Below are 22,895 nucleotides of genomic sequence, written 5' to 3'. Positions count from 1 at the left end.
ACAGCAAAGAACTGGCCCTGCAAAAACAATTGAATGTACCTTTAGAACAGACCAACAAATCCGTTTCCCTAGAATTACTATAAACAAACCCCCGTACTGTCAGATCAAATATTGAGGACTACACGTTAAAGGAATAGTCGTAATTGATGCACTTTATTGCTGTTTTATGCAGCAAATCATGGCTTCCTATGCGCGTTTGTCTCCACAAGGCTACAGGCTTAAGACCTTTAGCTTCAGCTTTGCTTTATAAAAGCCTACCCGTTAGCGGCACAACAGCAGCAGCATTGTCCTTCCTGATTACCGAAAGCATTTCAGCTCGGAAACAGTATTCCCACGCCATCAGAGGCAAGCCTTCCGTGTTTTCAGAAATTCATGGCATCTATATTCTGGTATAGCAGGTAACAAAAAGAACCGTCAATACCATAGTTCAACCTTTCTCAACGTTATTGAACGGTCAGCGTCAGCGTTGTCCGATGCCTTATAGCTTCATAGGACTTCCCTTTAATTGTTCCTGGTGTTTTCTCTTTATAGATACTTTCAATAATATACATGCCCTTTTCGAAAGGAGTGAAGGTGTACACGCCATCTTTGCTTTCCACTTCCTTCATCCAGGTGTTGGGTGCATATACCATCAGCTTGCCTTTCAGGTCTTTGCCTTCATAGAGCAATTTCAGGTCTATTGGTTTGTTTACAGAATAGGTTTTCCTTTCTTCAATGGGAACAATTTGAAACTTAAGAGAAGGCTTTGCTGCATTTTCATTCCCACTTCCCACATAAAAGGGTTTGTGTGCATAATAGGTGGGCTGCACCACACCAATATCGTACTGGGTCCAATCTACCACCTCCCGCACCAGGTTGGTCAACTCAATTTTAAACTTACCGGCCTGCCTGGGCACTGGGGGCTACCTTCATTCGAAAGTAATGACACTCCTCAGCCATTTATTTTTAAAAAATATTTTTAAAGCATAGGGGTATTTTAAATTTTTCAGTTTTCTGGTAGAATACAATTAATACCGAACCCTATGAACATTTCAATTTTCAAAGCAAAACTGCTATTATCAGCGACGTTCCTTTTAATCACCTGTTTTGGTTATGGCCAACAGAAAGAATGGCAAAACTGGAATTCTATTGGGCTAAAAATTCCGGTTAGTAAAACGGTTGACTTTAAACTAAGCGAATTAGCCGCGTTCTCTCCCTCTAACGCTTACGCTCTCAATTTTGCTCAAACCTCAGCCGCTTTCTCCGTAGATGTAACGAAGCAGCTTAGTTTTAAGTTCGGCGACCAACTAAATTATATCCCAGGCAGCACGAACGCCTTGCGAAACCGGATTTTTGTGGAAGGGAGCGTAGATAACAAGTTCAGTAAACTACTCAAAGCAGAACACAGTCTGCAGGCCGAATGGCACAGCAAAACGGAAATAAGGTACCAGCAGCGGTACATTTTTACCAATAGCCTTAGCTTACGCCATCGCTTTTCACCTTTACAACTAAGACCTTCCCTATCCTATTCCTTGTATTATAACGTTGGCGGAAGACCACTTCAGTATTACGACAAAGCAGGCGATCCTACGGTGAGGCAAACACCGGATGGCTTTCATCGGGGGCGATTTTACGCCAGGGTAAATTCAAGGATCAACAGGCATGTTCAGCTAACGCTGTATTATATGAACCAAAGTGAGTTTAACCTTTTAACGCCGGATGATAAAAAAATAAACGTCCTGAACCCATCAACGGCCAAGATCGTCCGTCCGTTTGATGACTACAATGTTGTCGGCCTTTCTTTACTATTTAGCATAAAAAGAGACAATTAATCCAAACCCCTCTAAAACATTTTCTATGCAATTTTCGATTAAAAGATCAATAATCTGCAAGGACATTGACCTGCAAAAATATATCGTTAATGAAAATAAGATCCACTATTATATTCCTGAAGCAGGTGATGTGGCTGTATTTAAAGTAGTCTCCATTGGCAAGCACAAGCAAATTCAGTCTGATAGTAAAAGGAACGTACTGATCTTACCCGGCGATTATATTTTAGCGGCGTTTGGTACCCGTTATGCCACTTCCCAGTTTGAAGGCTATCTACCATCTTCCTGCCGTATGGACTTTCATATCCTTGGCGCTGGTGGTACCATTGGCATAATTGAGAGCATGCACGCTTCCCTTATTGAAAAGGGACCATCCGTTTTACAAATTGTAGGGTATGTTACGGATCATAATGGCCAGGTGGTCAACACGAAAAAATTAACCGGACCACTAAGTAGTTTTACTGGTGAATCTGCTAAACGTTGCCGAATTATGCTTTCTGTTGGTTCTTCGATGGATAGCGGCAAAACAACAACTGCCGCCTACCTTTCAAGAGGCCTTGTATTGAACGGCAACCGGGTATCTTTCATAAAACTAACAGGAACGGTCTATTCAAAGGATGCTGATCTGGTGTATGATTGCGGCGCCCAGTATACCATTGACTTTTCTGCCTTTGGGTTTCCATCCACTTACCTGTCCAGCGAACAAGAGTTATTGAACTTATTTGAATCGCTTATGCAAAAAGCCACCGCACAGGAACCCGATGTGGTGATCATCGAAATTGCAGATGGAATACTACAACGAGAAACAAAGCTATTATTGGAAAACAAGGCGTTTATGTCCTTAGTGGACCATGTGGTATTTTCTTGCGGAGACAGCCTAAGTGCATTAAGTGGAGTAAAAGTCTTGAAGGAAATGGATATTTATCCATCCGCCCTGAGCGGATTATTTACTGCCAGCCCCTTACTCATAGAAGAAGTAAAACAAAACATCGCGATCCCCATACTGACTATAGAACAGCTCATGAGCGAAGAGGTTAACCAGCACTTTGAAATGCCTACGCTAAAATCATTGGCCAATGTATAGAATTTACTTCAATCCGTTGGTGGCTCGGTTTCTAAGTGGAAAAAAGGTAGTTGCCATCTCTTTGATCGTTTGCGGGGTTTTAAGCAACTGCCTTGCTATTTTTCTTTCGCTAAGTATAGGTACTTATTATGAGACAATCAGTCACCACCACTCCAATAAAGGGCGCATTCTTCATCTGTTTCACATTTCTCTTCCACACAAGCGGCATTACTTTTTTGTGGTATTTCTACTGCTAATTTTGGCCGCTACGATATTTCAGTTTTTATTCCGGTTTGGATGCCAGCATGTCGCTTTGGATTTTTCGTTCTGGCTTCGTAAAAAGCTTTTTCGCCATCATGTACGTATGAAGATCGAGGAGTTTTCTAAAAAGTCAATTGGTTCCTACCTGCTACGCTATAGCGGCGATCTTAGAAGTGCGCAGTCGTATCTGGAAAAGGGTATTTTTCAATTTGGCAGCGATGTATTTTTTATTGCTTTGGGAATATTCGTGCTTTTCCAGCTACACCGGCAGGCAAGCGTTTATGTCGTTTCTGGTTTTGTAGCCGGGTTTTCTCTGATGCAATATTTAAGCCTGCAAATCAAAAAATTGGATGATCAGCGTACCGACATGCTTGCCTCCAATCTCTGCTACATCCACGAGAGCTTTCACAGCCTGGAGACGATTAAAACCTGGAATAAAGAATATAGCGTGATTAGCAGATTCAAGGAAAAAACAGATTCGCTCCATCGTGTAAGCGTACAAGCTGCATGCTGGAAGAGCCTGCACTATGTGCTTCCCTTTGCCATCATGTTTTTGCTGTTACTGACTGTTTTTTTCACCCATGCCAATACACCTGGAGAAAAGGGCTCTTCTTTTATTCCCTATATTTTATTGCTTCTGTTGCTATTTCCAGCGATAAAAAGGATCATGCGTGTAACGGCTATCTGGAAATCGGGAGTCACCGGAATGAAAAAAATAGAGTTAATCCTGGGGCAGCCATTGGAAAATGAACAAAGAATGGAAGATTATAAGGCTCATGAAGGTAAAGTTGAATTTCGAAATGTCTCCTTTTCATATGAGGGTGAAAACCAAGTAATAACTGACATGAGCTGTACCTGGGAGGCGGGAAAAATGAACTATTTGGATGGCAAAGGGAAAACTACAATTTTAAAACTGCTGATAGGCCTTTACCAACCATCGGCAGGCGTTATTTTACTGGACGGAGCAGACCTCAGGAGCTTGTCGCTAAAAAGCATCAGGCAACAAATAGCTTTTTGTTCTGACCATACCCTACTGCATGGCAATACGGTGTTTAAGTGCCTTTTCCTTGATAAAAGCCACATTTACGAGGAAGTTCAGCATTGTTTGCGCCTTCTTCAATTTTCCAAGGCTGATGAGGGTGGTGCATTCAACCTGCGTTACAGAATCGGCAAGGGAGGCAAGCTTCTTTCCCAGTCTGATTCTCAAAAGCTAAAAGTTGCCCGCACGCTGTTAAGCAGAAAGAAGGTTTGGGTGTTTGATGGCATCATTGAACGTTTAGAACCAGCGGTGCAACAGGCGGTAATTGCTTATCTTGACACGATAAAAAATGAAAAGACTGTTATTCTTACAGCGAAATCAATTGAACGGCCGATTAATGCTGAGCGATCAATGTACGAAGACAGGATTGTACACAGGTATAAGCAGGCTAATTAATGGATATTATTGCATTGGAGACACACATTAGTTTTGAAGCCATTTTCAGGCAGCATTATGAGCGCTTGTGCAGCTATGCCTACACGTTTTTAAAAGATGAAGCAAGAAGTGAGGATGTTGTCCAGGAAGTGTTTATTAAAATATGGGAACAGCGAAAGAATTTAATTGGCTCCAATCAATTAAAGTTCTACTTATTCACTGCGGTGCGAAATAATTGTTTAACCGCAATTGCCAAGAATAAAAAAAATATCATCATCGAACTGGGCGATGAGGAGTTCCCCGATGAGATCACCATCACAATGGAGGCGGCAAGTAGCGGTGCTGACCCTAAAATCCTCTTGGCGAAAGCAATGGAGCAGCTTCCACCCAAATGTAGAGAAGTGTTTATGCTGAGCAGGTTAAGTGGTCAGACCTACCAGCAAATCGCAGACAGCTTGGGAATATCCGTCAAAACAGTAGAAAATCAGATGGGGAAAGCCATTAAGACACTCAAGGTTTTTGCAAAAGAAAACAGGATTTATCTTTTGGTTTTCTGCTGTTTAGCTTGTAGAAAAGATCTTATGCACTCCATAGGGGTTTTCATTGAAAAATGGTTTTAATAATGATGATGAGCAGTAACAGCCAGATACAAGATATAATGCTTCGCCATTTGAACGGGGAAGCGACAGCGGTAGAAGCCGAAGCACTGCTTCAGTGGATCCGGGAAAGCTCCGCTAATAAGGCAGAGTTCGACCTGGTAAAGCGGTTATGGTCAGATACTGTTGATGCGGCTATGCACAATATGGATGTAGAAAAAGCCTGGCAGCATGTTTACGCTCAAACAGTGGAGAAGCAAACAAAAATAATTACGCTGTTTCCATGGAAAAAAATGATGGCCATTGCAGCATCTGTTCTGCTGATTGTAAGTGCTTATTATTTTTTTAATCGGCCAGTTGAAACAGTTTGGCACGAAACCTTGGCCTCGAATGCAAACAAGCAAATTCGCTTGTCCGACGGAACTGTAATTACATTGCGTAAAGGAGGAAAACTTTTGCTGCCGGAAAATTTTGGCAAAAGTTCGCGGCAGGCAAAGCTGGAAGGAGAGGCTTATTTTGAAATAATTCACGATAGCCAGCGTCCCTTTTTAATCACTACTCCTCGTTGTGTCATTCAGGATATTGGGACTGCTTTTTTAGTTCAAAACAGCGGCTCTACAGAACAGGTAACCGTGCTGGAAGGAGAGGTAAGCTTTATCAGTAAGGATAAAAAAGGACAGGAGCTTAGACTGCATGCAGGCGAATCAGCCGTTTTAGAAAAGGAAAAGCTTCAGCGAAGAGTAGTGGAAACTGCAAACCTGTTGTCCTGGAAAACCGATACACTCGTCTTTAGCAATACACCCCTTTCCCAGGTAGCAAAAGACCTTGAACGTTACTATTCAATTCTGGTGCAACTACCCGATGATCTGCGTTCGGTTCACATAACCGCTCAATTCAAAAACGAGCCTCTGGAGCAAGTGCTTAGGGAGTTGCACTTATTTACCGGTCTGGAGTTTCAAATAAAGGGCAGGTCTTTAGTAATTTCCAAAAATTAGTTTATTTTTCGTACGAATTCCGGTATTCCAGTGTTAGACAAGCCATCAATTTCCTTTCCAAGATGAAAAACCTTATTCTGCTTATCCTGTTAGGTGCCACGTCTTTAATGGTGCAGGCGCAAAAAAATTTACTGCTCACACCCTACCGTCCTACAACATCAAAAGCTTCTATTAATGAATTCCTGCAGGATGTAAACCGGCAAACAGGAACGGTAATTGAATATTCATCCACCAGTTTTGAAGCAGACAAATTTATTAAGCTGGAAGGAAATGAGGCTACCGTGGGTGCGGTACTGCAAAAAGTATTGGAAGGGCAAAAGGTTAAGCTCCTTGAACACAACAATAAAATTATTCTGGTGCCTTCAGCGGAGCCATTTACCATTGTACACCTTCTTCCGGCCCGGTACAGTTTTTTTGGTTATTTAAAAGAAGAGGAAAGTAAAGAACCCCTTATCAACGCCACCATCTATGAACCTATCTCGCAACGAGGGGTCGTTTCCAACAACCAAGGCTATTTTAATTTTTTGCTGCCCGAGGGTAAACATACACTTGAGATTTCCTATGGTGGTTTGCAACCAGTAATCCTGGAACTAAACATGCGCGACAATGTAAGAAAGGATATTTCTTTATCCGTGAAGACAAAAACGCATTCGAACATTGTGGTAGAATCTGAAAGCTTAGCGAAGGATGGAGCCATTAAACTAAGCAGCGAACAGCCCTTGTCCAACGGCGGGATGAGCGAAGTGGATCCGCTCCAGTCTATTTATCTTTCTGCGGGGGTGCAACAGGCCTCCACTTCTTTTAGTGAATTTCAGGTCAGAGGTGGTGGGGTGGATCAAAACCTTTTTCTGCTGGACGGCAATCCAGTCTTTAATCCTACGCATATGCTGGGAGCCGTTTCCATTGTAAATCCAACGGTGTTGAATGGCATGCGCTTGTATAAAAGTGATTTCCCCGCAAAGCTTAGTGGCTCCCTTTCATCTGTACTTGATGTCTACACCAAGGAAGGTCACCAGAATGCCTGGCATGGAGAAGCGAATGCGGGTTTACTGGCAGGTGCTCTGACCCTGGAAGGACCGCTGGTAAAGAACCGTACGGCCCTGATGGTATCCGCCCGTAAAAACATTTCCCCTCCGTTTTACCAATCGCTTCAGGACGGGACCAGTTCTGACTTTTATGATGCGCATGTCAGAATGACCACGATTTTAGACGCAAACAACAAACTTGCTCTTAATCTATATAAAGGCAAAGACCTCTTGCGGCAAGGGGGAAAAAATACCGACAATCTGCACCAGTGGGGCAACCTTATTGGTTCTCTGGGATGGAACAGTACGCTGGGCAGCCGGTCCTTTATCCATACGTCGGTAAATTATAGTCAGTTTCAAGATTTGGGCAGTTATCAGTACACGCTTTTCAATACCGATGAAGAGGACGGGGATCAGAAAGTGAAGACAAAATATTTAGGGGCTTATTCGTCGATTCAACACTATAATGCACAGTCCCAGGCTGAGATCTATGCTTCTAAAAAAGTAAAATTCAACATAGGGGTTAAACTGGCACAAACAAATCTCAGGCCTTTTGATAGTCAGATCAACACTATATCTGAAGACGATGAAAAAGCGTTTTCATCCTTCGCTCCTCTTCATGTTGAAGAGTTTTCATCGCATGTGGAAACTGAAATTATGCTGGCAAAAAAACTGTTTGTAAAACCAGGAGTACACGCCAGCACTTACCAGTTTGAACAATACCGCAATCTGAGTTTTCAACCCCGCTTTTACCTGGCGTACCGGGTTACTCCCCGTCAAAAGTTATTTGCCTCCTATGCACGCATGAATCAGTTTTTACACCTGCTCACCAATCCTTATGCCGGTATCAACCAGGACGTTTGGGTGCCGAGTACAGAAGGACTCAGGCCGGAGGAAAGTGATATTTATAACGTGGGATACGAATATAGGTATCCGAAGGCGTGGAAGTTTTCTGCAAATGCCTATTATAAACGATTAAAGAATGTTACCAATTTTGCCGAAGGCAAGAGTTTCTTGATCAACGACCGTACATGGGAGCAAAACGTCGAGCCCGGCAAAGGCAGAAGTTACGGCATGGAAGCTATGATTGAAAAGACAAGCGGTTCCTTGTTCTTAAAGGCATCCTATGCGCTGTCCTGGAGCTGGCGCCAGTTTAGGAGCATCAACAATGGCAGGGAATTTCCCTATAAATATGACCACCGGCATACGGCTGCCCTTGGACTGACTTATGTAATTTCTCCACACCTAAACATATCCGGCGTATGGAACTTCGCCACAGGAAATGTGTATACGCAGGCAGAACGCGTGTTTACCGGTACGCAACAGCCATCCGGCACTCTGGATGATGATCCTCTGGAAGACTACGACTTCTCCTATCATTACTCGGAATCTTCCCAATACCGTGCAAAAAATTTCCAGCGATATGACCTGGCGCTGGATTACCATAGTAGAGGGGAACGCAAACTTTACTCAGCGTTTAAAGCCGGAATTTATCACGTTAGCGGATTAGCAGACCTCTATTCCTATACCTTAAGCGGGTCGCTTTCCAGCAAAAGCATAAACATAAAAACGGGGAACAGTGTTTTAAAAATAATGCCCTACGTGTCCTACACACTAAAGTTTTAATATCCTACTAAAGTATTGGCAATGTTATCTATATAGCAAACTAAAATGCACCTGCAGGATAGAACTTGCTGATTTCAAAACAATCCCCGAAACGTTTGGCAGGTGTCATGTTTTGGCCCTTGAAAAATATTTTTCTATTCGACCGTAGGGGTATTCAACTTTTCTCTGTTTTAATGATAAGTAACCAATTTTTTCAATCAAAACCCTTTGAAAACTAAAATTCAAAAATTATGAAAACAAATTCGCTCGTCCTAACCGCAACACTTTTTGCCACTTTGCTGTATAGCTGCAAAAAAGAGGATCGCACGCAACCTGGTGTTTCGTACCAATTGAGCACCACCAATCGTACAATTACCGTAAGCGGTACACAACCAATGACTGTAACCTGGAACAGTGGTTATGCTTATTCGAAACAAATTGAGTTTGAAGCGCAAAATGCCGGAGGGCAGGTTCGCTTTCAATCTGAGTCAATCAGGAAAGTCGATCTTTTTTCACCGATAGCTTCTTTCGGCAGTATTGTGGTGCCACTAGGAACATATAGTCAGGTGGAATTCCAGATTGAACTGCTGCAAACGGCAACTGATGCTGCATTCGAGTTAAGGGGAAAGTATAACAGCACCCCTATAATCTTCAAAATCAATTCTGCATTTGAATTAGATGCCGACTTACCCAATGTAACTGTGGCTGATGGAAAAGCTTACACGGCCGCCATTGCTTTAAACCTGGCCAATCTTACAAAAGGTATTTCTTCAGACATGCTGAATGTGGCTACAAAAGATGCATCCGGTGCAATTTTGATTTCGTCATCTTCCAATACGTCACTCTATGATACAATGGTGTCCAACTTGCACAGTATCGAAGGAGTACAGTTCAATTAACTTTTCAAATTATTATTGCAGGAAAGCCATTCCTTTCAACAAACAAAGCCACTTAATGGTGGCTTTGTTTGTTGCTATTTAAGTTTGAAGCTTTTTTTATTACGTGATGCTATTTTACTAAAAAAGACAATGAAACTAGCTGATTATTATTATCTTTCAGATAACAGCAAATTTTTCGGACTAACTATCCTTTATCAGAATCGCTCCTACTCTACGAATGCTTTGTTTTAGCTTTTTCAACCTTAAAATAAAGCGTATGACCCGATCATTCCTCACTCGACTGCTTCTTTGTGCAAGCACAGTTTTCTTGTTAGTATCCTGTCAAAAGGACCTCTCCACTAAAAACAACCTTCCTCCTGATCTCGCCGCTGCCAGCAAAATGAACAGTGGGTTGCAATCCGAAAAGACAAACACGTACTATGGTCCGCAGGTGCAATTGGGCGATGGAAAGGTGCGCACTTTTTTTACTGTAACCCACACCAATGTACCCACTGAAATTGGCATTGAGATGACGGCCGGTGCCCTTCAAGGCCTACCCGATGAAAATGTACAGCTTTCCTTTCCCTTCCACAAAAAAGCCAGCGAGTCGACTCCATTTGTCCATGTGCTGATGGACTGGAATGTGCACGGGCATGAACCCGCCTTTTATCAGTTGCCCCACTTCGACTTTCATTTCTACATGACCAGCGAAGCCGAACGAATGGCGATCTCTGCCACCAGTCCGCTGATCGATCAACTACCGCCACAGCAATACTGGCCACAGGGCTTTGTGCCAACACCAGGCGGTGTTCCGCAGATGGGCAAGCACTGGGTGAACCCAGCTTCTCCCGAAATTAGTGGTGGAAAGACGTTTACCCATACGATGATTTACGGCTCTTATGCAGGCAAGTTCATTTTTGTGGAGCCGATGATTACCCGAGCCTTTCTGCTAAGTGGTCAGGAGGTGCATATGCCGTATGGCCAGCCAACGCAATTTATGATCACCAACACATACTACCCAACGACGTACAATGTGAATTCCAAAGACGGGAAGATATATATCAGCCTGACCAATTTTGTTTGGCGGTAGTAACTGCAGCCAAACGTATTCTGCAAAAGCCTGTTGCAAGGCAACAGGCTTTTGCACAAGCATGGCACACAGTAGCTTTGCTTTTTGATCATTGAAAGTATTGCCCTAGTAAGTGAAGCCTGTTTTCAGGTAAATCTTTCAAAATCTATTGCCGATACCATAGTTCAAACTTTCTCAACGTTATTGAACCGTCAGTGTTAATGTTGTGCGGTGGCGAATGGCTTCATAAGCTTTTCCCTTGAATGTACCGGACGCTTTCTCTTTATAGATACTTTCCACGATGTACATGCCCTTTTCGAAAGGAGTGAAGGTGTACACGCCATCTTTGCTTTCCACTTCCTTCATCCAGGTGTTGGGTGCATACACCATTAGTTTGCCTTTCAGGTTTTTGCCTTCATAGAGCAATTTCAGGTCTATTGGTTTGTTTACAGAATAGGTTTCCCTTTCTTCAATGGGAACAATTTGAAACTTAAGAGAAGGCTTTGCTGCTTTTTCATTCCCACTTCCCACATAAAAGGGTTTATGCGCATAGTAGGTGGGCTGCACTATGCCAATATCATACTGGGTCCAATCTACTACTTCCCGCACCAGGTTGGTCAATTCAATTTCAAACTTACCGGCCTGCCTGGGTGTGTATTGGGCCAAAAAATGGTTGCTCATTTTTTGAAGCGCCAGTTTTATCTTTTCGCCATCCGGCGTAACAATCCATGCGCTCAAGCCATTCGCTTCTTCCAATCGTTTCCCGGCTTCCTCTCTTGCCCCTTCCGCATACTCTCCATAGTAAATTGTAATGGAGCCGGGCTTGCCGATTGCCCATTTTTCAGCGGCTTCAATCCAGATGTAGTGTGCAGACGCGGTGTTGTAAAAAAGTGTTATCAGAAATAAAATCAATAGCCGTTTAATTTGTTTCATTGTGCCTGTATTTGGTTTTAAATAAAGAACTGGTGCAGTTCCCCACACCAGTTCTATGAATACGATTTCCTTAATTAAAACTTGTAAGAAACACCCACATTTACATTTCTTCCCGGCATTGGCACAATGCCTTCCCAGAAGGAGCCTTCGCGCTTAGTGAAGTATTTTTCATCAAAGATGTTGTTCAGCACAAAGTTGACACCCCATTTGTTCAGGGTATACTGGAACGAAACGTTGGCTGGATGATAAGCAGGAATAGGACCTGCCTGGCCATTGGCGCTGGCTGTTTCCGTATTGGCCAGATCCGTGTACTGCTTGCCCACATAGTTTACCCAGGCATTGGCGGCAAATTGTCCTTTGCCTACTTTGTTACCGTAGCGAAGACCAGTGGTGTAAGTCAACTTTGGTGCATAAACCAGGTACTTGTCTTTTGTGGTTCCACTGGTTTGCTTAGCCTCCTGATAAGCGCCATTGGCATAAAGGCTTAAGTGTTGTACAGGGTAAATGTCAATTTCTGCTTCCACGCCGTGGTGAGAGGAGGTGCCAATGTTTTGCCATACCCGGTATCTTCCATCCGACGTAGGTGCCTGTACCAGCTTGTTTTTGAAGTCAATGATATACCCGGTTACGTTTGCGCTAATCCAATTGGCCGGTTGGGTACGGAAGCCCAGCTCATAGTTCATGGACGTTTCCGGCTTTAACTGTTCGGCGTAATAAAACGTGTTTACGTCCATTGCCGTATAAATGAGCGGCGGCTGAAAACTTTTGGAGACATTGACAAACACGTTGTTTCCTTCATTGAACTTGTACACCAAACCAGTTGAGAACACCACGGCGTCATTTGTATTTTCAATGCTGAGGCCTATGGCATTAGCAGCTGGGTTCTTTGCCGTATAGTCCTGCTTTTTGTAGGTCACAGCCGTGTAGCGGGTACCCAGAGAAAAAGAAAGTTGCGGAAGAAAGTTAATGGTATTGTAGGCATAGGCTTCTTTGATAAACGAAGTGCTTACCGCAAAGGCGCTTGCTTTACCCACCTCCTGGTTGGCAGTACTGGCGGTCATGGTCATGTCGTTTAACCGGTCGCTGTGCACACGGACACCAGCAACAAATGCGTTTTCCAAACCAATAATGTTGTTGTTGTTCAAGTAATCCGCCACAACACCGATGGCGTGAATGTCCCGGATAAAAGCCACCGTGGTATCAAACGCTGTACTGGCAGCCGACTTCTTACGGGATACAAACCAGTTGCGCTTGAAGTAGTTGCCGTAAACAGAGGTATTCAACTGCTGGTTGTTGCCCAGCTTTTTATCCAAAGAGATCGTTGCTGTGTATCGGTCAGAAACAAAGTGGTCATAGGGATGCTGGCTTTGTTTGATGTTCTGATCGTATTGCGCTTGCGTGAGACCACCAGGCGTTTGGGAGTTTTCGCTGAAGCCATTCAAATAGATAGAGAGTTTTGTTGTGGTGTCAATGTTGTTATCCAGTTTCACGGTCACATCGTTTACGCCAAACTTGCTCCGCTCCCGAAAACCATCGCCTTGCCTTCTGACCCCATTGATCATGTAGCCAAACTTGCCGTTGTTGGCACCTGTGGTGACCTGTGCGGTTAGCGCATTCCAGCTTCCATAATTTAAGTTCAGTTGGGTAGTTGGCGTTGAAGTAGCTTTCTTTGAAATTAAATTGATAACTCCACCTACCGAATGTCCGCCATACAACACCGAGGCACCGCCACGGATAACTTCAATCTTTTCCACTTGTTGCAAAGGGGTCATGTAATAACCACCCGGATCGCCATAATACATGGTGCCGTTGGGAATCTTACCGTCAATGAGGATCAAGGCGCTTCTGTTTCTATTGGGGTCCAGTCCACGCAGGCCAAAGTTGGGTTTTAACCCTCTTCCGTCTTCATCTACAGCTACGACACCCGGAATGCGGGTGATGATTTCGGTCAGGGATTGCGCACCGCTTTCCCGGATGGTTCGAGCATCAATAACAGAAATGGAGCCCGGTACATCGTAAATCTTGCGGCGCAAACCAGCCGCCGTAATGGTTACAGCTTTTAGCTCCTTTACCGTGCTTTCTAATTGAAAGTCCAACTTCTCTGGCATTGTTTCACTGAGCGTTATTTGTTTTTCCAATGGCTTGATGTTTACACCACTAATGGTCACAGTGTAGGTTCCAGCCGGAACTTTCTTAAAGCTGTAATTACCATCAGCATCGGTGCTGACACTCTTCCCCAGTTCGTTTATGGTAACGGTTATGCCTTCTAAGGGATGATTTTGTTTATCGGTTACCTGACCTGAAAGATTTTCCTTCACAGCTTGTGCTTGGCTGTTCAGGGATGAGAGCACAAAGAAAAAAAGAAAAAATACTCCAAAAATGAGTCTCATGTGTACGTTTCGCTTCATATTGCTGTTTGCGTTTTAAGGCGCAAATTTGTGAAGCTGTACATTATTTCATTTTCACATTTGGAAAAAACAGCTTACGGAAACCGGAAAAACTGTTAAGAACGTTCTATTACGCATAATTTCACTTTTCGCAAATAGCTTTTCCAAAATATGAAAATCTGCAGCCGTTATTTTCTTTTTTCTTGCAAGGAAAATAAACGTAAACATGTGCAGTTTTAAGACTTGGTATCACAACGAATACATTGGCTACGTGGTCGAATGCAAGGAATGTAATAACCTACAAATTGGTTTTGGCAATGTAATGGCCACCGTTTCATATACTGATTTTGAGACGTTGAGAAAATACGTGGTATATTCAAAGGAGAATTATGCTTCTGATAGCAATCCTCTGCAAAAATCCATTCTCCTGCAAACGCCTTTTAGCGGGCTAAATTTCCTTTTGACAGAGCGGGAACTGAATGATTTACACAATATGCTCGAACAAACTGATAATGAAAGAAAAGCAGCACAGCTCCTGCAATTCTTTGAATGACTTCTGTAAGGATAGGATAAAATCTTTTTACCTTTAAGGTAACTGCAAAACCCTCTGCTATATGATCTCTTCTCAAATTGAACAGGCCCTCAACCGGCAGATTGATCTGGAAGGCTTTTCTTCCATGTATTACCTGTCCATGGCCTCCTGGTGCCAGGTACAAGGCTTTAACGGCGTGTCCGCTTTTCTATATCACCACTCCGATGAAGAGCGCATGCACATGCTCAAGCTGTTTCATTACATCAACGACCGGGGTGGTCATGGAATTGTTCCTGCTTTTGCCGCTCCACAAAAGGATTTCAGTGACATACATGAAATATTCAATATCGTTCTCTCGCACGAAATCAAAGTCTCTAACGAAATCAATGCACTGGTAGCTATGTGTATCGAGGAAAAAGATTACACGACCCACAATTTTTTGCAATGGTACGTGGCCGAGCAAATAGAAGAAGAAACGCTGGCCCGTAACATCATCGACAAACTAAAGCTCATCGGGGAAGACAAAGGCGGCCTGTACCTCTTTGACAGAGACTTGCAAACAATGGGTGTTGCAGGCCACGGCAGAGGGAAAGGGGGGCGTAAAAAGCATTGACCCTGTTGAAAGCAATATGCTGAATACAATTCAGTTTCAAGCCCCTACCTTTTGCAGTTTATTTTGTGTTCTGAGATGGTGGCCTGACTTCTTTTTTCGTTTTTGCAGCCACAATAAAAAACCGGTTACAGACAGGACGCCCGGCGTTAGCCCTAAAATGCAGTAAATGATTTTAAGGGGCAGCCCACCATAATTGCCGAAATGAAGCGGAGAACTGATGGATTGCAACTTATCAAACAACGGCATCTCAGCTAACACCTGCTTTTTCTCTATTTGTGCAGTGGAAGCATTTACGGTAAAGTTGCTGTAGTACTTTCCATAATAGAATGGGTCATCTCTGTATCTCCCTAGCAGTTTAACATTGCTGTAATCGCCACCCACGATAATCAAATGCGTTTCAAAACTTGGGAACTGGCTTTCCACCAAAGCCTTTGCATGGTCAATTCTTACAGTAGAAGCGGCAATTGTTTTCGCTTTTGCTGCTGGTTTCAGCGCTTTTGAGGTAACCTTCCAACTGATAAACAACCCAGACGTGACAATCAAGGTGGTAAATACCAGCGACCAGACACCGACGATCCGGTGGGCGGAAGAGTAAAACGCCTTTTTTGACCTTCGGTTCAACTTTACTTTAAATGAAAGTACTTTCCAGATGGACTTGCGGTAAACAAAAAAGCCTGTTAGTAGTGACAGCAGAAACAGGCAACCAACGATGAAAACGGTGATTTTTCCTGGCGTGCCTGCAAAAAATGAGTAATGCCACTGGAGTAGCTGGCGGCGCAACTGGTTTTCTGCTCCCTCATCCACATGCAGGATCGCGCCTGTGGTGGGATGGACGAATACTTTTTTTTCCTTGCCATTTTTGCGCAGCAAGTAAACCACCGCTTCATTTTTATGAGGCTGCTCGTAAGTCAACGCCTCCCATTCAGGGTACTGTCTTCTAATATTTTGAAAGGAAGCATCATAACTATAGTGCCCGTTGGCATTATCAGTTTTTATCCATTTTTCTTCCTGGGCAGATTTCATTTCGTCGGTGAAGACCAGCAGGGAACCCGAAAGGCTCATGCTCAAAAGAAAAATGCCGACAATTAAACCACAGTACTGATGCGAGTAATAGATGTATTTAGTAATTCGCAAATCGCTATCGTTTGAAACTTATAAACCAAAATTCCGCTATTTGTACCCATCGGACAATGTTTTCAAGAAGGCAACGATATCTTTTTCTTCCTGTGTTGTTAAGTGAAGATTGCCCATTTCCTGGTGATTGACTGTTGCGGGAAATTCGGCTGTTGGAAATGACTCTACGTCGCGCTTGTTATAAAAATGCACCACTTCTTCCAATGTAGTGAAGAAACCGTTGTGAAAATAAGGAGCCGTCAGTGCTGCATTTCGCAGGCTCGGTACTTTAAAATGCCCGTAGTAGGCCGGATCGTTTAACACGCCACCCAGCCCGTAATCCAAAGCGCTTGTCCCCTGCGGATTAAAGGCAGATGGGATACTGTAAAACGGATTGGCCGGATTCTTCGGTACACCAATGTTGTCGTAGGTAAAATCCGTAAAAAGCACCTTGCCAAAATCCGGATCGGGATCGGAGATGTGGCAAGCAGCACAATTGCCTTTCAAGGGATCATTAAACAACTCAAATCCTCTTTTTTCCGGTTCGGTTAATTGTGCTTTGCCTTGCAGGTAATCATCAAACTTGGAGGAAAAGGCATTGACCTGCGAGGATTGTTCAAAAGTAGCAATGGCATCGGCAAGGTTTCCAAAGGCTTGTTCTACGTTGGTTGCGTCGCCATATATTTTTTTGTATAGCGGATAGTAGTCGGCGCTGCGCAATTTGGCAACCACCATGGCGGCATCGGTGTTGTTCATTTCCAACTGGTTCAGAAAAGGCTTTTTTGCCTGCTCCTGCAGCGAGTTTACTCTTCCATCGAAAAAGAATCCGCCCATATAAAGAGAATCGGTGGTATCAAAACGAAAAGCCGGGGCGAAAGAACTGTATGTAACAGAGGGACAATTGCGGTTGTTGAACAAGCGTGAAACAGCGCCTTGAGAGGTAATGCTGTGTGCGGGATCGCTGAACGCCGCTTCGGGACTGTGGCAAGAAGCGCAAGACTGTCCAATGGGGTTGGAAAGGTTTTTATCAAAGAAGAGTTGCCTTCCCAACTGCACTTTATCAATCGGAACAACCGTAATGACGTCTTTGTCTTTTGAACAAGCAGCGAGGATAACCATACTGGAGATGATCAAAAAAAGAATAAGCGGTATTTTTTTGTTTTGCATGGGTTTACAGTTTTACGGATAAGCCTGCATAAACGCTTCTGCCGACGGCCGGGATAATGCCCGGGCCGGGATACTCGTCGGTTCTTCGGGTGAAGTAGGCCTTACCGGCCAGGTTGTTGACGCCGGCTTTGAGTTGATAGTTGCCCGTTTTGTAGGTGGCACTAACATCCAGGACGCTGTAGGCCGGAATGTACCCCGCCACCGGGTCGCTGCTGGTGCGTGCATTGGAGGCATCGCCAAAGGCATCGCCGGTGTGGTTGTATTGAAAGGTGCCGGAAAAATGTGGGGTGCTGTAAATCACGCCCAGCCGGTTGATGGTTCTTGCCGCCGTTTCCACGCGGTTGCCCTTGAACTCGCCAGAGGTGTACCGGGCATCAATAAAAGCAAAGGAGTTAAAAACGCTCAGACCGTTTTTGGTTTGCGGACGCAGGTATTTGAGCAGGTTGAACTCCACGTAGCTCTCCAGGCCTTTGTGCACACTGCCCGCCACATTGGTGCGAAGGGTGTAGTCGTTGCCCGATGCATCGGTTTTCAGCACCACGCCGATGCGGTTGTTGTAGGCCAGATAAAAGCCGCTCACGTCGAAATTCAGGAAGTTTTTGATGGCGCCCCTGTAGCCCAGGTCGGCGTTGTAACCGCTGGCATCTTTGAGGTTAGGGTCTATCTTCGAGGTCACGCCAAAAGGTTCGAGTGAGCTGTAGTCAATCGGCCGGTAGGCCTGCGAGATGTTTCCGTAAAGACTGGTGTACGCAGTTGGTTTGTACTCCAATCCCAAACCAAACAGCGGTATGTAGCGGTTGCGCACCTGGTCGGCAATCATCTTATCCAAGTCCTCTATTTTATAGCCCTTTGCGGTGCTGTTTAGGTATTCAAAACGAAAGCCGGGAGTAAGGGTGAACTTCTTTCCAAAGCGGAAAATATTCTCAACGAAGGGGGCCAGGTTGGTGGTGGTAAAATCAAAATCGTATTCCCATTCGCCGGTGGTGCGCAGGTCAAAATCACTACCGGTGGTTCCTTCGCCACCACCCTGCCGTTTGAACCAGGCATGACTGAAACGAAGTCCGCCTGCCACGGTGGATTCATGCTTACCGAACGCGTAGTTGTGCGACAGCCGCAGTTCGGTGGTGGTGTTGCGCATGTCCTCGCTTTCCACTTCACGGGGAACGTACTGGCCCGTGGAAGGATCAATTTCATCCGGTGCTTCGGGTCCACCGTCTTCGTTGCGCCACACCAGCGAACGGTTGCTGAAGAGATAAGATGTTTTCAGACTAAGGGTTGTTTTCTCTGAAGGCGAGTAATTCAGGTAAGCCGTTACGATGTTCCAGGGGCTTTTCAGCCAGTTGCGGGCACGGGTGGAAAGTTTCGGATCTACATGGAACATGCTGTCGGTGAGTCCGCCCGGCATCTGAATGCGGTTGCGAAGCAACGAGTATTCGGCGCCAATCTTCAACCTGTCCGTTGCGTTGTATTGCACTTTGGCAAAGGCTGACGCCTGCCGTTGCCCGCTGTTCGGCCTGTACCCTTCCAGGGTGCGGTACTGGAGAAAACTGTAATAGTTCCATCTTTTATAGGTGCCCCCAAGTGAATTGAACGCGTTGAAAAGGCCAAAGCTGCCCAGGGTAAAGGACGTGTTGAATTCAGCGGGCTTATGCAAGGGTGCATCTTTGGTAACATAATTCACCAGGCCCCCAAACTGGGGCCCAAACTGCAGGGAGGCTGCGCCCCTAACCATTTCGATGCGGCTCACCGCTTCCATGGGCGGCAGGTAATAGGCTTCATTATAGCCATAGATGTCGGCACTGATGTTATAGCCGTTCTGGCGGGTGTTCATCTCGATGCTTTGCGTTGGGTTCAGCCCGCGGGTGGCAATACCATTGGCGGTAAAGCCGCTGCCTTCCGTCTCCACAATGTTCAGACCCGGAATGCGGCCCAGGATCTGCCGGGTGTTGTTGATGGCCTTGTTGGCATCCAGGCTGTCGGTGATAATCACCTCGTTCTTCTTGCCGGCGTATATCACACCGTCCTTCACCTCCAGGAGGTGCCCTACACCGTTTACCGTACGATAACCCGTAATGGTGATTGTTTCCAGCTTCTTTGCCGTGTCCTGCTGCGCATAAAGAGAAATGCTGCTAACAAGCAGGAACACAGCACCCATTGACCTTTTTTTCATCAGGGAAATAAAATTTGGTGCAAAGCTGACGAAATTCAGGCCGGTATAGTTTCAAAATCGGGAAAAGCCAGCTACGAAATGCGGAAATTCAACTGGCATACTGGCTGTAAAAGTCAAACCCAGGCACTAGGAACCTGGGTTAGCATAGCATCGGCACGGCCGCTCCTTGCCCCAACCGGGTACCAATGATTCCTTCTCATTGCCTTTTTGTCTTTATTTTTTGACCTGTTCTACGATGGTGCAATATTTTTATTAGCCGGACCTACGCAGAGCAGCAAACCTTTTCTACGATCTTATTTGAAAAGCTACCCCTTGGCCTGATGGGGCTTTTGGCCTTGTTTGCTGGCGCTTTGTTTCTTTTTGCCTTTGTGGCCCACGAGGTACTTTGGGAAAAAGAAGAAGCTGTTGATAATTCCATTTTCAACTTTTTATCGGCTCACGTCATAAGTGATGGTCTCACAGGCTTCATGAAAACCGTTACCTATTTTGCATCCGCTACCTTTCTGCAAATAGCCTACGGCTGTCTGTTCATTCTTTATTTGGCGCTAAAAAATATTAAGAGAGCCTTTGAAATAGCAGCCATTGGTGTCGGTGGTTTCCTGGTCAATTATCTTATGAAGTTATCTTTTCACCGAATTAGACCAGCACACCCTTTAATTGACCCCTTGAACAATTTCAGCTTTCCTAGTGGTCATGCGACATCAGCGTTTATCCTTTACGGCTTATTGTCTTACCTGATTTGGAAAACCGACATTCCCAAACCCTTCAAATACCTCATTTGTGCCATTCTCATTTTGTTTTCACTCCTGATAGGCTTCAGCCGTGTGTATTTACGGGTACATTACCCAAGTGATGTAGTGGCAGGCTTTTGCATCGGCTTTGCCTGGCTGCTCCTGACCATTTACCTGTTTGAACGCTTGAAGAAGAAATCTGATGCCGAGCAGAGGGGAAAAACAAACCAGCCTCAACGGTAATCTATCCATTGGCATAAGATTTTCTACTTTTGCACCCGATGAAGTGGTGGCTACATAAATTGCTGTTTATTGCAATCAGCTTTTCTTTCTTCATTTCCGCTACGGAAATGGATTTGGGGGAAGCGCACAATACCTTCTTTGATGAATACGATACGTATATAAAAACAGAACAAGTCTCGGTTGACCACTCTGACGTAGTACAACAGCAACAGCAAGAGCTGTACGAGTTTGTTTCATTCCTGTTCAGCGTTCACAATAATTTCTTTGCTGAAAAGAAGCTTTCAAAAATAATTGAATACACGACTTACAACGCTTCCCCTCCCAAACTCTTTCTCCGCAATTCGGTCTGGCGAATTTGATACTTTCTGATTTTCTTAATGAGAGTATTGCTGTGTTGCATTAATACAAGGCAATGCTTGTCCCTATTTGTGCCTGACAATAAAGGATACTCGTTCACACTTCAATTACAGACAATGAAAATCAGCCTTTTGATATTTGCCATTACTTCAGTTCTGCTTTTAGTTTCCTGCGAAGAACACAAGGAAAAGAAACACAAGAAGAAGGAGAAAGAAGAAATGGAAGCCACTACCAATGAAACATCCAATTCTAAGGATGCCAATCCCTCCATTAATTGTGACACCAGTTTGTGGCGATTTGTCTATGATCCTACGCGGTTGCAGGCGATTGATTACTGCAAAACCGTAACCGGTGTTATTGAAGAAAGTAATGCCGATGAAGATGGCGACCAGCACATGCTTCTGAAACTGGATGCAGGACAAGAGGATTTGCTGACTAAAAAGAACATGAAGAAGAAGCAGGGCGATTTAGTGATAGAAGCGGTCTGTGCCAACAAAACAAAGCTTGCGAAAGTCGGCACTACTTGCAACGGATATGTCAACCACATCCAATTACCCAAGGTTGGTGATCACGTAAAAGTAACAGGCAGTTTGGTAAGGGACATGCATAACGGATGGAATGAAATTCATCCGATCACGAGAGTTGAGCTGATTAAATAATACCAAACGTGCTGTTATGAAGAGTTCACTGAAATGGGCATTCATCCTGGGATTTGTGGGCTTTGTCACATCCTTCGGTGCACATATCGTTGCCGTTAATCTTCCCTTTTATGCAGAGAAGGTAGGCATCAGCCTAACAATGATTGGTGTGCTGATCGCAGTTTATGATTTTGCTGAAATACTGGCAAAGCCGGTGTTTGGCGGAATTGCCGATAAAAAGGGGATGAAAAAAGCCATGCTGGCTGGCATCATTTTGTTTATCCTCGCTTCTCTCCTTTATCCTTTCATTCCACCCAAGCTTTTAATTGTCGTTCGCTTTCTACAGGGATTGGGAGCTGCTGCCTTATCGGCTGTGTCGCTTGCTATGGTGGGCAACTTTTACAAAGAGAACAAAGGCAAGGCGTTCGGCATTTACAATGCTATTAAGGGGGCCGGGTATGTGGTCAGCCCAATAATTGGTGGCGCAATTGTTCTTAAATCAAACTTTAGCGGCATCTTTTATGCTTCTGCAGGCATTGGCGTACTGGCATTGCTGCTTTCATTAACGCTACCTAACGATAAAGTAAAAGGCTGTGAAACTTTTGACGATGATGACGATGATTTTTCGCTGAAGACATTGTTCGGTGTCTTTGGCAACAAGACCCTGATGCCCTGGTTTTTAATCATTGTCATCAATATGTTTTTTGTAGGTATTCTCTTTGGCTTTCTACCCGTTCGCATTCACGATTTAGGATATAATCCTGTCCAAACAGGCCTACTGGTTTCAATTACCACTGTTTCGTATTTGCTGATTCAGCCGCTGGCAGGATGGCTTGCAGATAAAATCAATACCGTCCTCACGTTGCGCATCGGCATGTTGCTTTCCTGCCTTGCAACGGCTGCTATTCCCTTTGTAACAGGTGCCTTGCTGGTAGTTGTCTGCATCATTGCTGGCATTGGCATTGGCACCGTGTGGACAAATTCCGACGCCTTGGTGAGCAGGCTGGCATCTGAAAAGCAAATGGGAGCCACTATGGGCGTTGCCGGTTCCTTTAAAGAGTTAGGCGACATGGTTGGACCTCTCTTGATGGGAGCCATCTCACAGGCGCTGGGCTTACAGTGGGGATTTGTGATTTGTTCTGTGTTGGGTTTTGCAGCGTTGATGATTACCATCATTGTGGCCCAAAAGCCTGCAGGAAAAAATGATCAGTAGCAGTTAAAGTTATAAAGAAGCAGTTGGCAAGAATGGCGGATGCTTCTTCTGTAAGAACGAAGCCACGAATGCTGTTTAAATCGT

General features: G+C 44.5%; 20 protein-coding genes. 14 read left to right on the top strand and 6 right to left on the bottom strand.

All coding sequences use genetic code 11. The annotated features are described in order from the left end of the window. Window positions 1-443 precede the first annotated feature (443 nt). Entirely contained in the window at window positions 444-896 is a 453-nt protein-coding gene (locus tag D6024_RS17415) for a DUF4198 domain-containing protein (protein WP_162944842.1), read from the bottom strand. A gap of 126 nt (window positions 897-1,022) precedes the next feature. On the opposite strand from D6024_RS17415, the gene D6024_RS17410 reads away from it, so the two are divergent. The 8 genes from D6024_RS17410 (at window position 1,023) to D6024_RS17375 (ending at window position 10,735) form a co-directional block, all read left to right on the top strand. Beyond that, a complete protein-coding gene (locus tag D6024_RS17410; RefSeq protein ID WP_121356010.1) occupies window positions 1,023-1,811 on the top strand; it encodes a DUF2490 domain-containing protein in 789 nt (262 codons plus the stop codon). A gap of 25 nt (window positions 1,812-1,836) precedes the next feature. Then, a complete protein-coding gene (locus D6024_RS17405) occupies window positions 1,837-2,892 on the top strand; it encodes a P-loop NTPase family protein (RefSeq protein ID WP_121356009.1) in 1,056 nt (351 codons plus the stop codon). Next, entirely contained in the window at window positions 2,885-4,567 is a 1,683-nt protein-coding gene (locus D6024_RS17400) for an ABC transporter transmembrane domain-containing protein (RefSeq protein WP_121356007.1), read from the top strand. The genes D6024_RS17405 and D6024_RS17400 overlap by 8 nt, the downstream gene beginning before the upstream one ends. Further along, window positions 4,567-5,166, top strand: coding sequence for an RNA polymerase sigma-70 factor (locus D6024_RS17395; RefSeq protein WP_121356005.1), 600 nt, complete (start codon window positions 4,567-4,569; stop codon window positions 5,164-5,166). Before D6024_RS17400 ends, D6024_RS17395 begins: the two co-directional genes overlap by 1 nt. A 2-nt stretch (window positions 5,167-5,168) precedes the next feature. After that, window positions 5,169-6,137, top strand: a complete 969-nt coding sequence (locus D6024_RS17390; RefSeq protein WP_162944841.1) for a FecR family protein — start codon at window positions 5,169-5,171, stop codon at window positions 6,135-6,137. Window positions 6,138-6,199: 62 nt separating this feature from the next. Next, window positions 6,200-8,788, top strand: coding sequence for a TonB-dependent receptor (locus tag D6024_RS17385; protein WP_121356001.1), 2,589 nt, complete (start codon window positions 6,200-6,202; stop codon window positions 8,786-8,788). A 230-nt stretch (window positions 8,789-9,018) separates the two neighbouring features. Then, entirely contained in the window at window positions 9,019-9,666 is a 648-nt protein-coding gene (locus D6024_RS17380; RefSeq protein WP_121355999.1) for a hypothetical protein, read from the top strand. A gap of 256 nt (window positions 9,667-9,922) precedes the next feature. Then, complete coding sequence (locus tag D6024_RS17375) at window positions 9,923-10,735, top strand: hypothetical protein (RefSeq protein ID WP_162944840.1); 813 nt, start codon at window positions 9,923-9,925, stop codon at window positions 10,733-10,735. Window positions 10,736-10,915: 180 nt separating this feature from the next. Here D6024_RS17375 and D6024_RS17370 read toward each other — a convergent pair whose 3' ends face one another. After that, window positions 10,916-11,647, bottom strand: a complete 732-nt coding sequence (locus tag D6024_RS17370; protein WP_121355996.1) for a DUF4198 domain-containing protein — start codon at window positions 11,645-11,647, stop codon at window positions 10,916-10,918. A 74-nt stretch (window positions 11,648-11,721) separates the two neighbouring features. Continuing rightward, window positions 11,722-14,037: a TonB-dependent receptor gene (locus D6024_RS17365; RefSeq protein WP_162944839.1), complete on the bottom strand. Its 2,316-nt coding sequence runs from the start codon at window positions 14,035-14,037 to the stop codon at window positions 11,722-11,724. Between the two features lie 223 nt (window positions 14,038-14,260). Here D6024_RS17365 and D6024_RS17360 point away from each other — a divergent pair, with 223 nt between their 5' ends. Both D6024_RS17360 and D6024_RS17355 read left to right on the top strand, forming a co-directional pair. Continuing rightward, the gene (locus D6024_RS17360) at window positions 14,261-14,587 is read left to right on the top strand and encodes a DUF6686 family protein (protein ID WP_121355992.1); all 327 of its coding nucleotides are present in this window, start codon (window positions 14,261-14,263) and stop codon (window positions 14,585-14,587) included. A gap of 61 nt (window positions 14,588-14,648) precedes the next feature. Continuing rightward, complete coding sequence (locus D6024_RS17355; protein ID WP_121355990.1) at window positions 14,649-15,179, top strand: ferritin; 531 nt, start codon at window positions 14,649-14,651, stop codon at window positions 15,177-15,179. A gap of 36 nt (window positions 15,180-15,215) precedes the next feature. On the opposite strand, the gene D6024_RS17350 is transcribed toward D6024_RS17355, so the two are convergent. Genes D6024_RS17350 through D6024_RS17340 form a run of 3 tightly spaced genes read right to left on the bottom strand, consistent with a single transcriptional unit; the run spans window position 15,216 to window position 19,629 of the window. Further along, window positions 15,216-16,313, bottom strand: coding sequence for a PepSY-associated TM helix domain-containing protein (locus D6024_RS17350; protein WP_121355988.1), 1,098 nt, complete (start codon window positions 16,311-16,313; stop codon window positions 15,216-15,218). A gap of 36 nt (window positions 16,314-16,349) precedes the next feature. Continuing rightward, window positions 16,350-17,459 carry a cytochrome-c peroxidase gene (locus D6024_RS17345; protein ID WP_121355986.1) on the bottom strand — a complete coding sequence of 370 codons (1,110 nt, stop codon included), beginning with the start codon at window positions 17,457-17,459 and terminating at the stop codon, window positions 16,350-16,352. A 4-nt stretch (window positions 17,460-17,463) separates the two neighbouring features. Continuing rightward, entirely contained in the window at window positions 17,464-19,629 is a 2,166-nt protein-coding gene (locus D6024_RS17340) for a TonB-dependent receptor family protein (protein ID WP_121355984.1), read from the bottom strand. Between the two features lie 320 nt (window positions 19,630-19,949). Here D6024_RS17340 and D6024_RS17335 point away from each other — a divergent pair, with 320 nt between their 5' ends. The 4 genes from D6024_RS17335 (at window position 19,950) to D6024_RS17320 (ending at window position 22,811) form a co-directional block, all read left to right on the top strand. Beyond that, window positions 19,950-20,603 (top strand): phosphatase PAP2 family protein, encoded by a 654-nt coding sequence (locus tag D6024_RS17335; RefSeq protein ID WP_121355982.1) that lies wholly within the window; start codon window positions 19,950-19,952, stop codon window positions 20,601-20,603. Between the two features lie 38 nt (window positions 20,604-20,641). Then, entirely contained in the window at window positions 20,642-20,962 is a 321-nt protein-coding gene (locus D6024_RS17330) for a hypothetical protein (protein WP_121355980.1), read from the top strand. 114 nt (window positions 20,963-21,076) lie between these two features. Next, window positions 21,077-21,619, top strand: a complete 543-nt coding sequence (locus D6024_RS17325) for a hypothetical protein (protein WP_121355978.1) — start codon at window positions 21,077-21,079, stop codon at window positions 21,617-21,619. A 55-nt stretch (window positions 21,620-21,674) separates the two neighbouring features. Then, a complete protein-coding gene (locus D6024_RS17320) occupies window positions 21,675-22,811 on the top strand; it encodes an MFS transporter (RefSeq protein ID WP_162944838.1) in 1,137 nt (378 codons plus the stop codon). Window positions 22,812-22,895 lie beyond the last annotated feature (84 nt).

The sequence above is a fragment of the Flavisolibacter nicotianae genome, from assembly GCF_003628535.1.
Classification (GTDB): domain Bacteria; phylum Bacteroidota; class Bacteroidia; order Chitinophagales; family Chitinophagaceae; genus Flavisolibacter; species Flavisolibacter nicotianae.
Note: the sequence above shows the minus strand (reverse complement) of the source record. Positions and strands in the feature narration are given on the sequence as shown.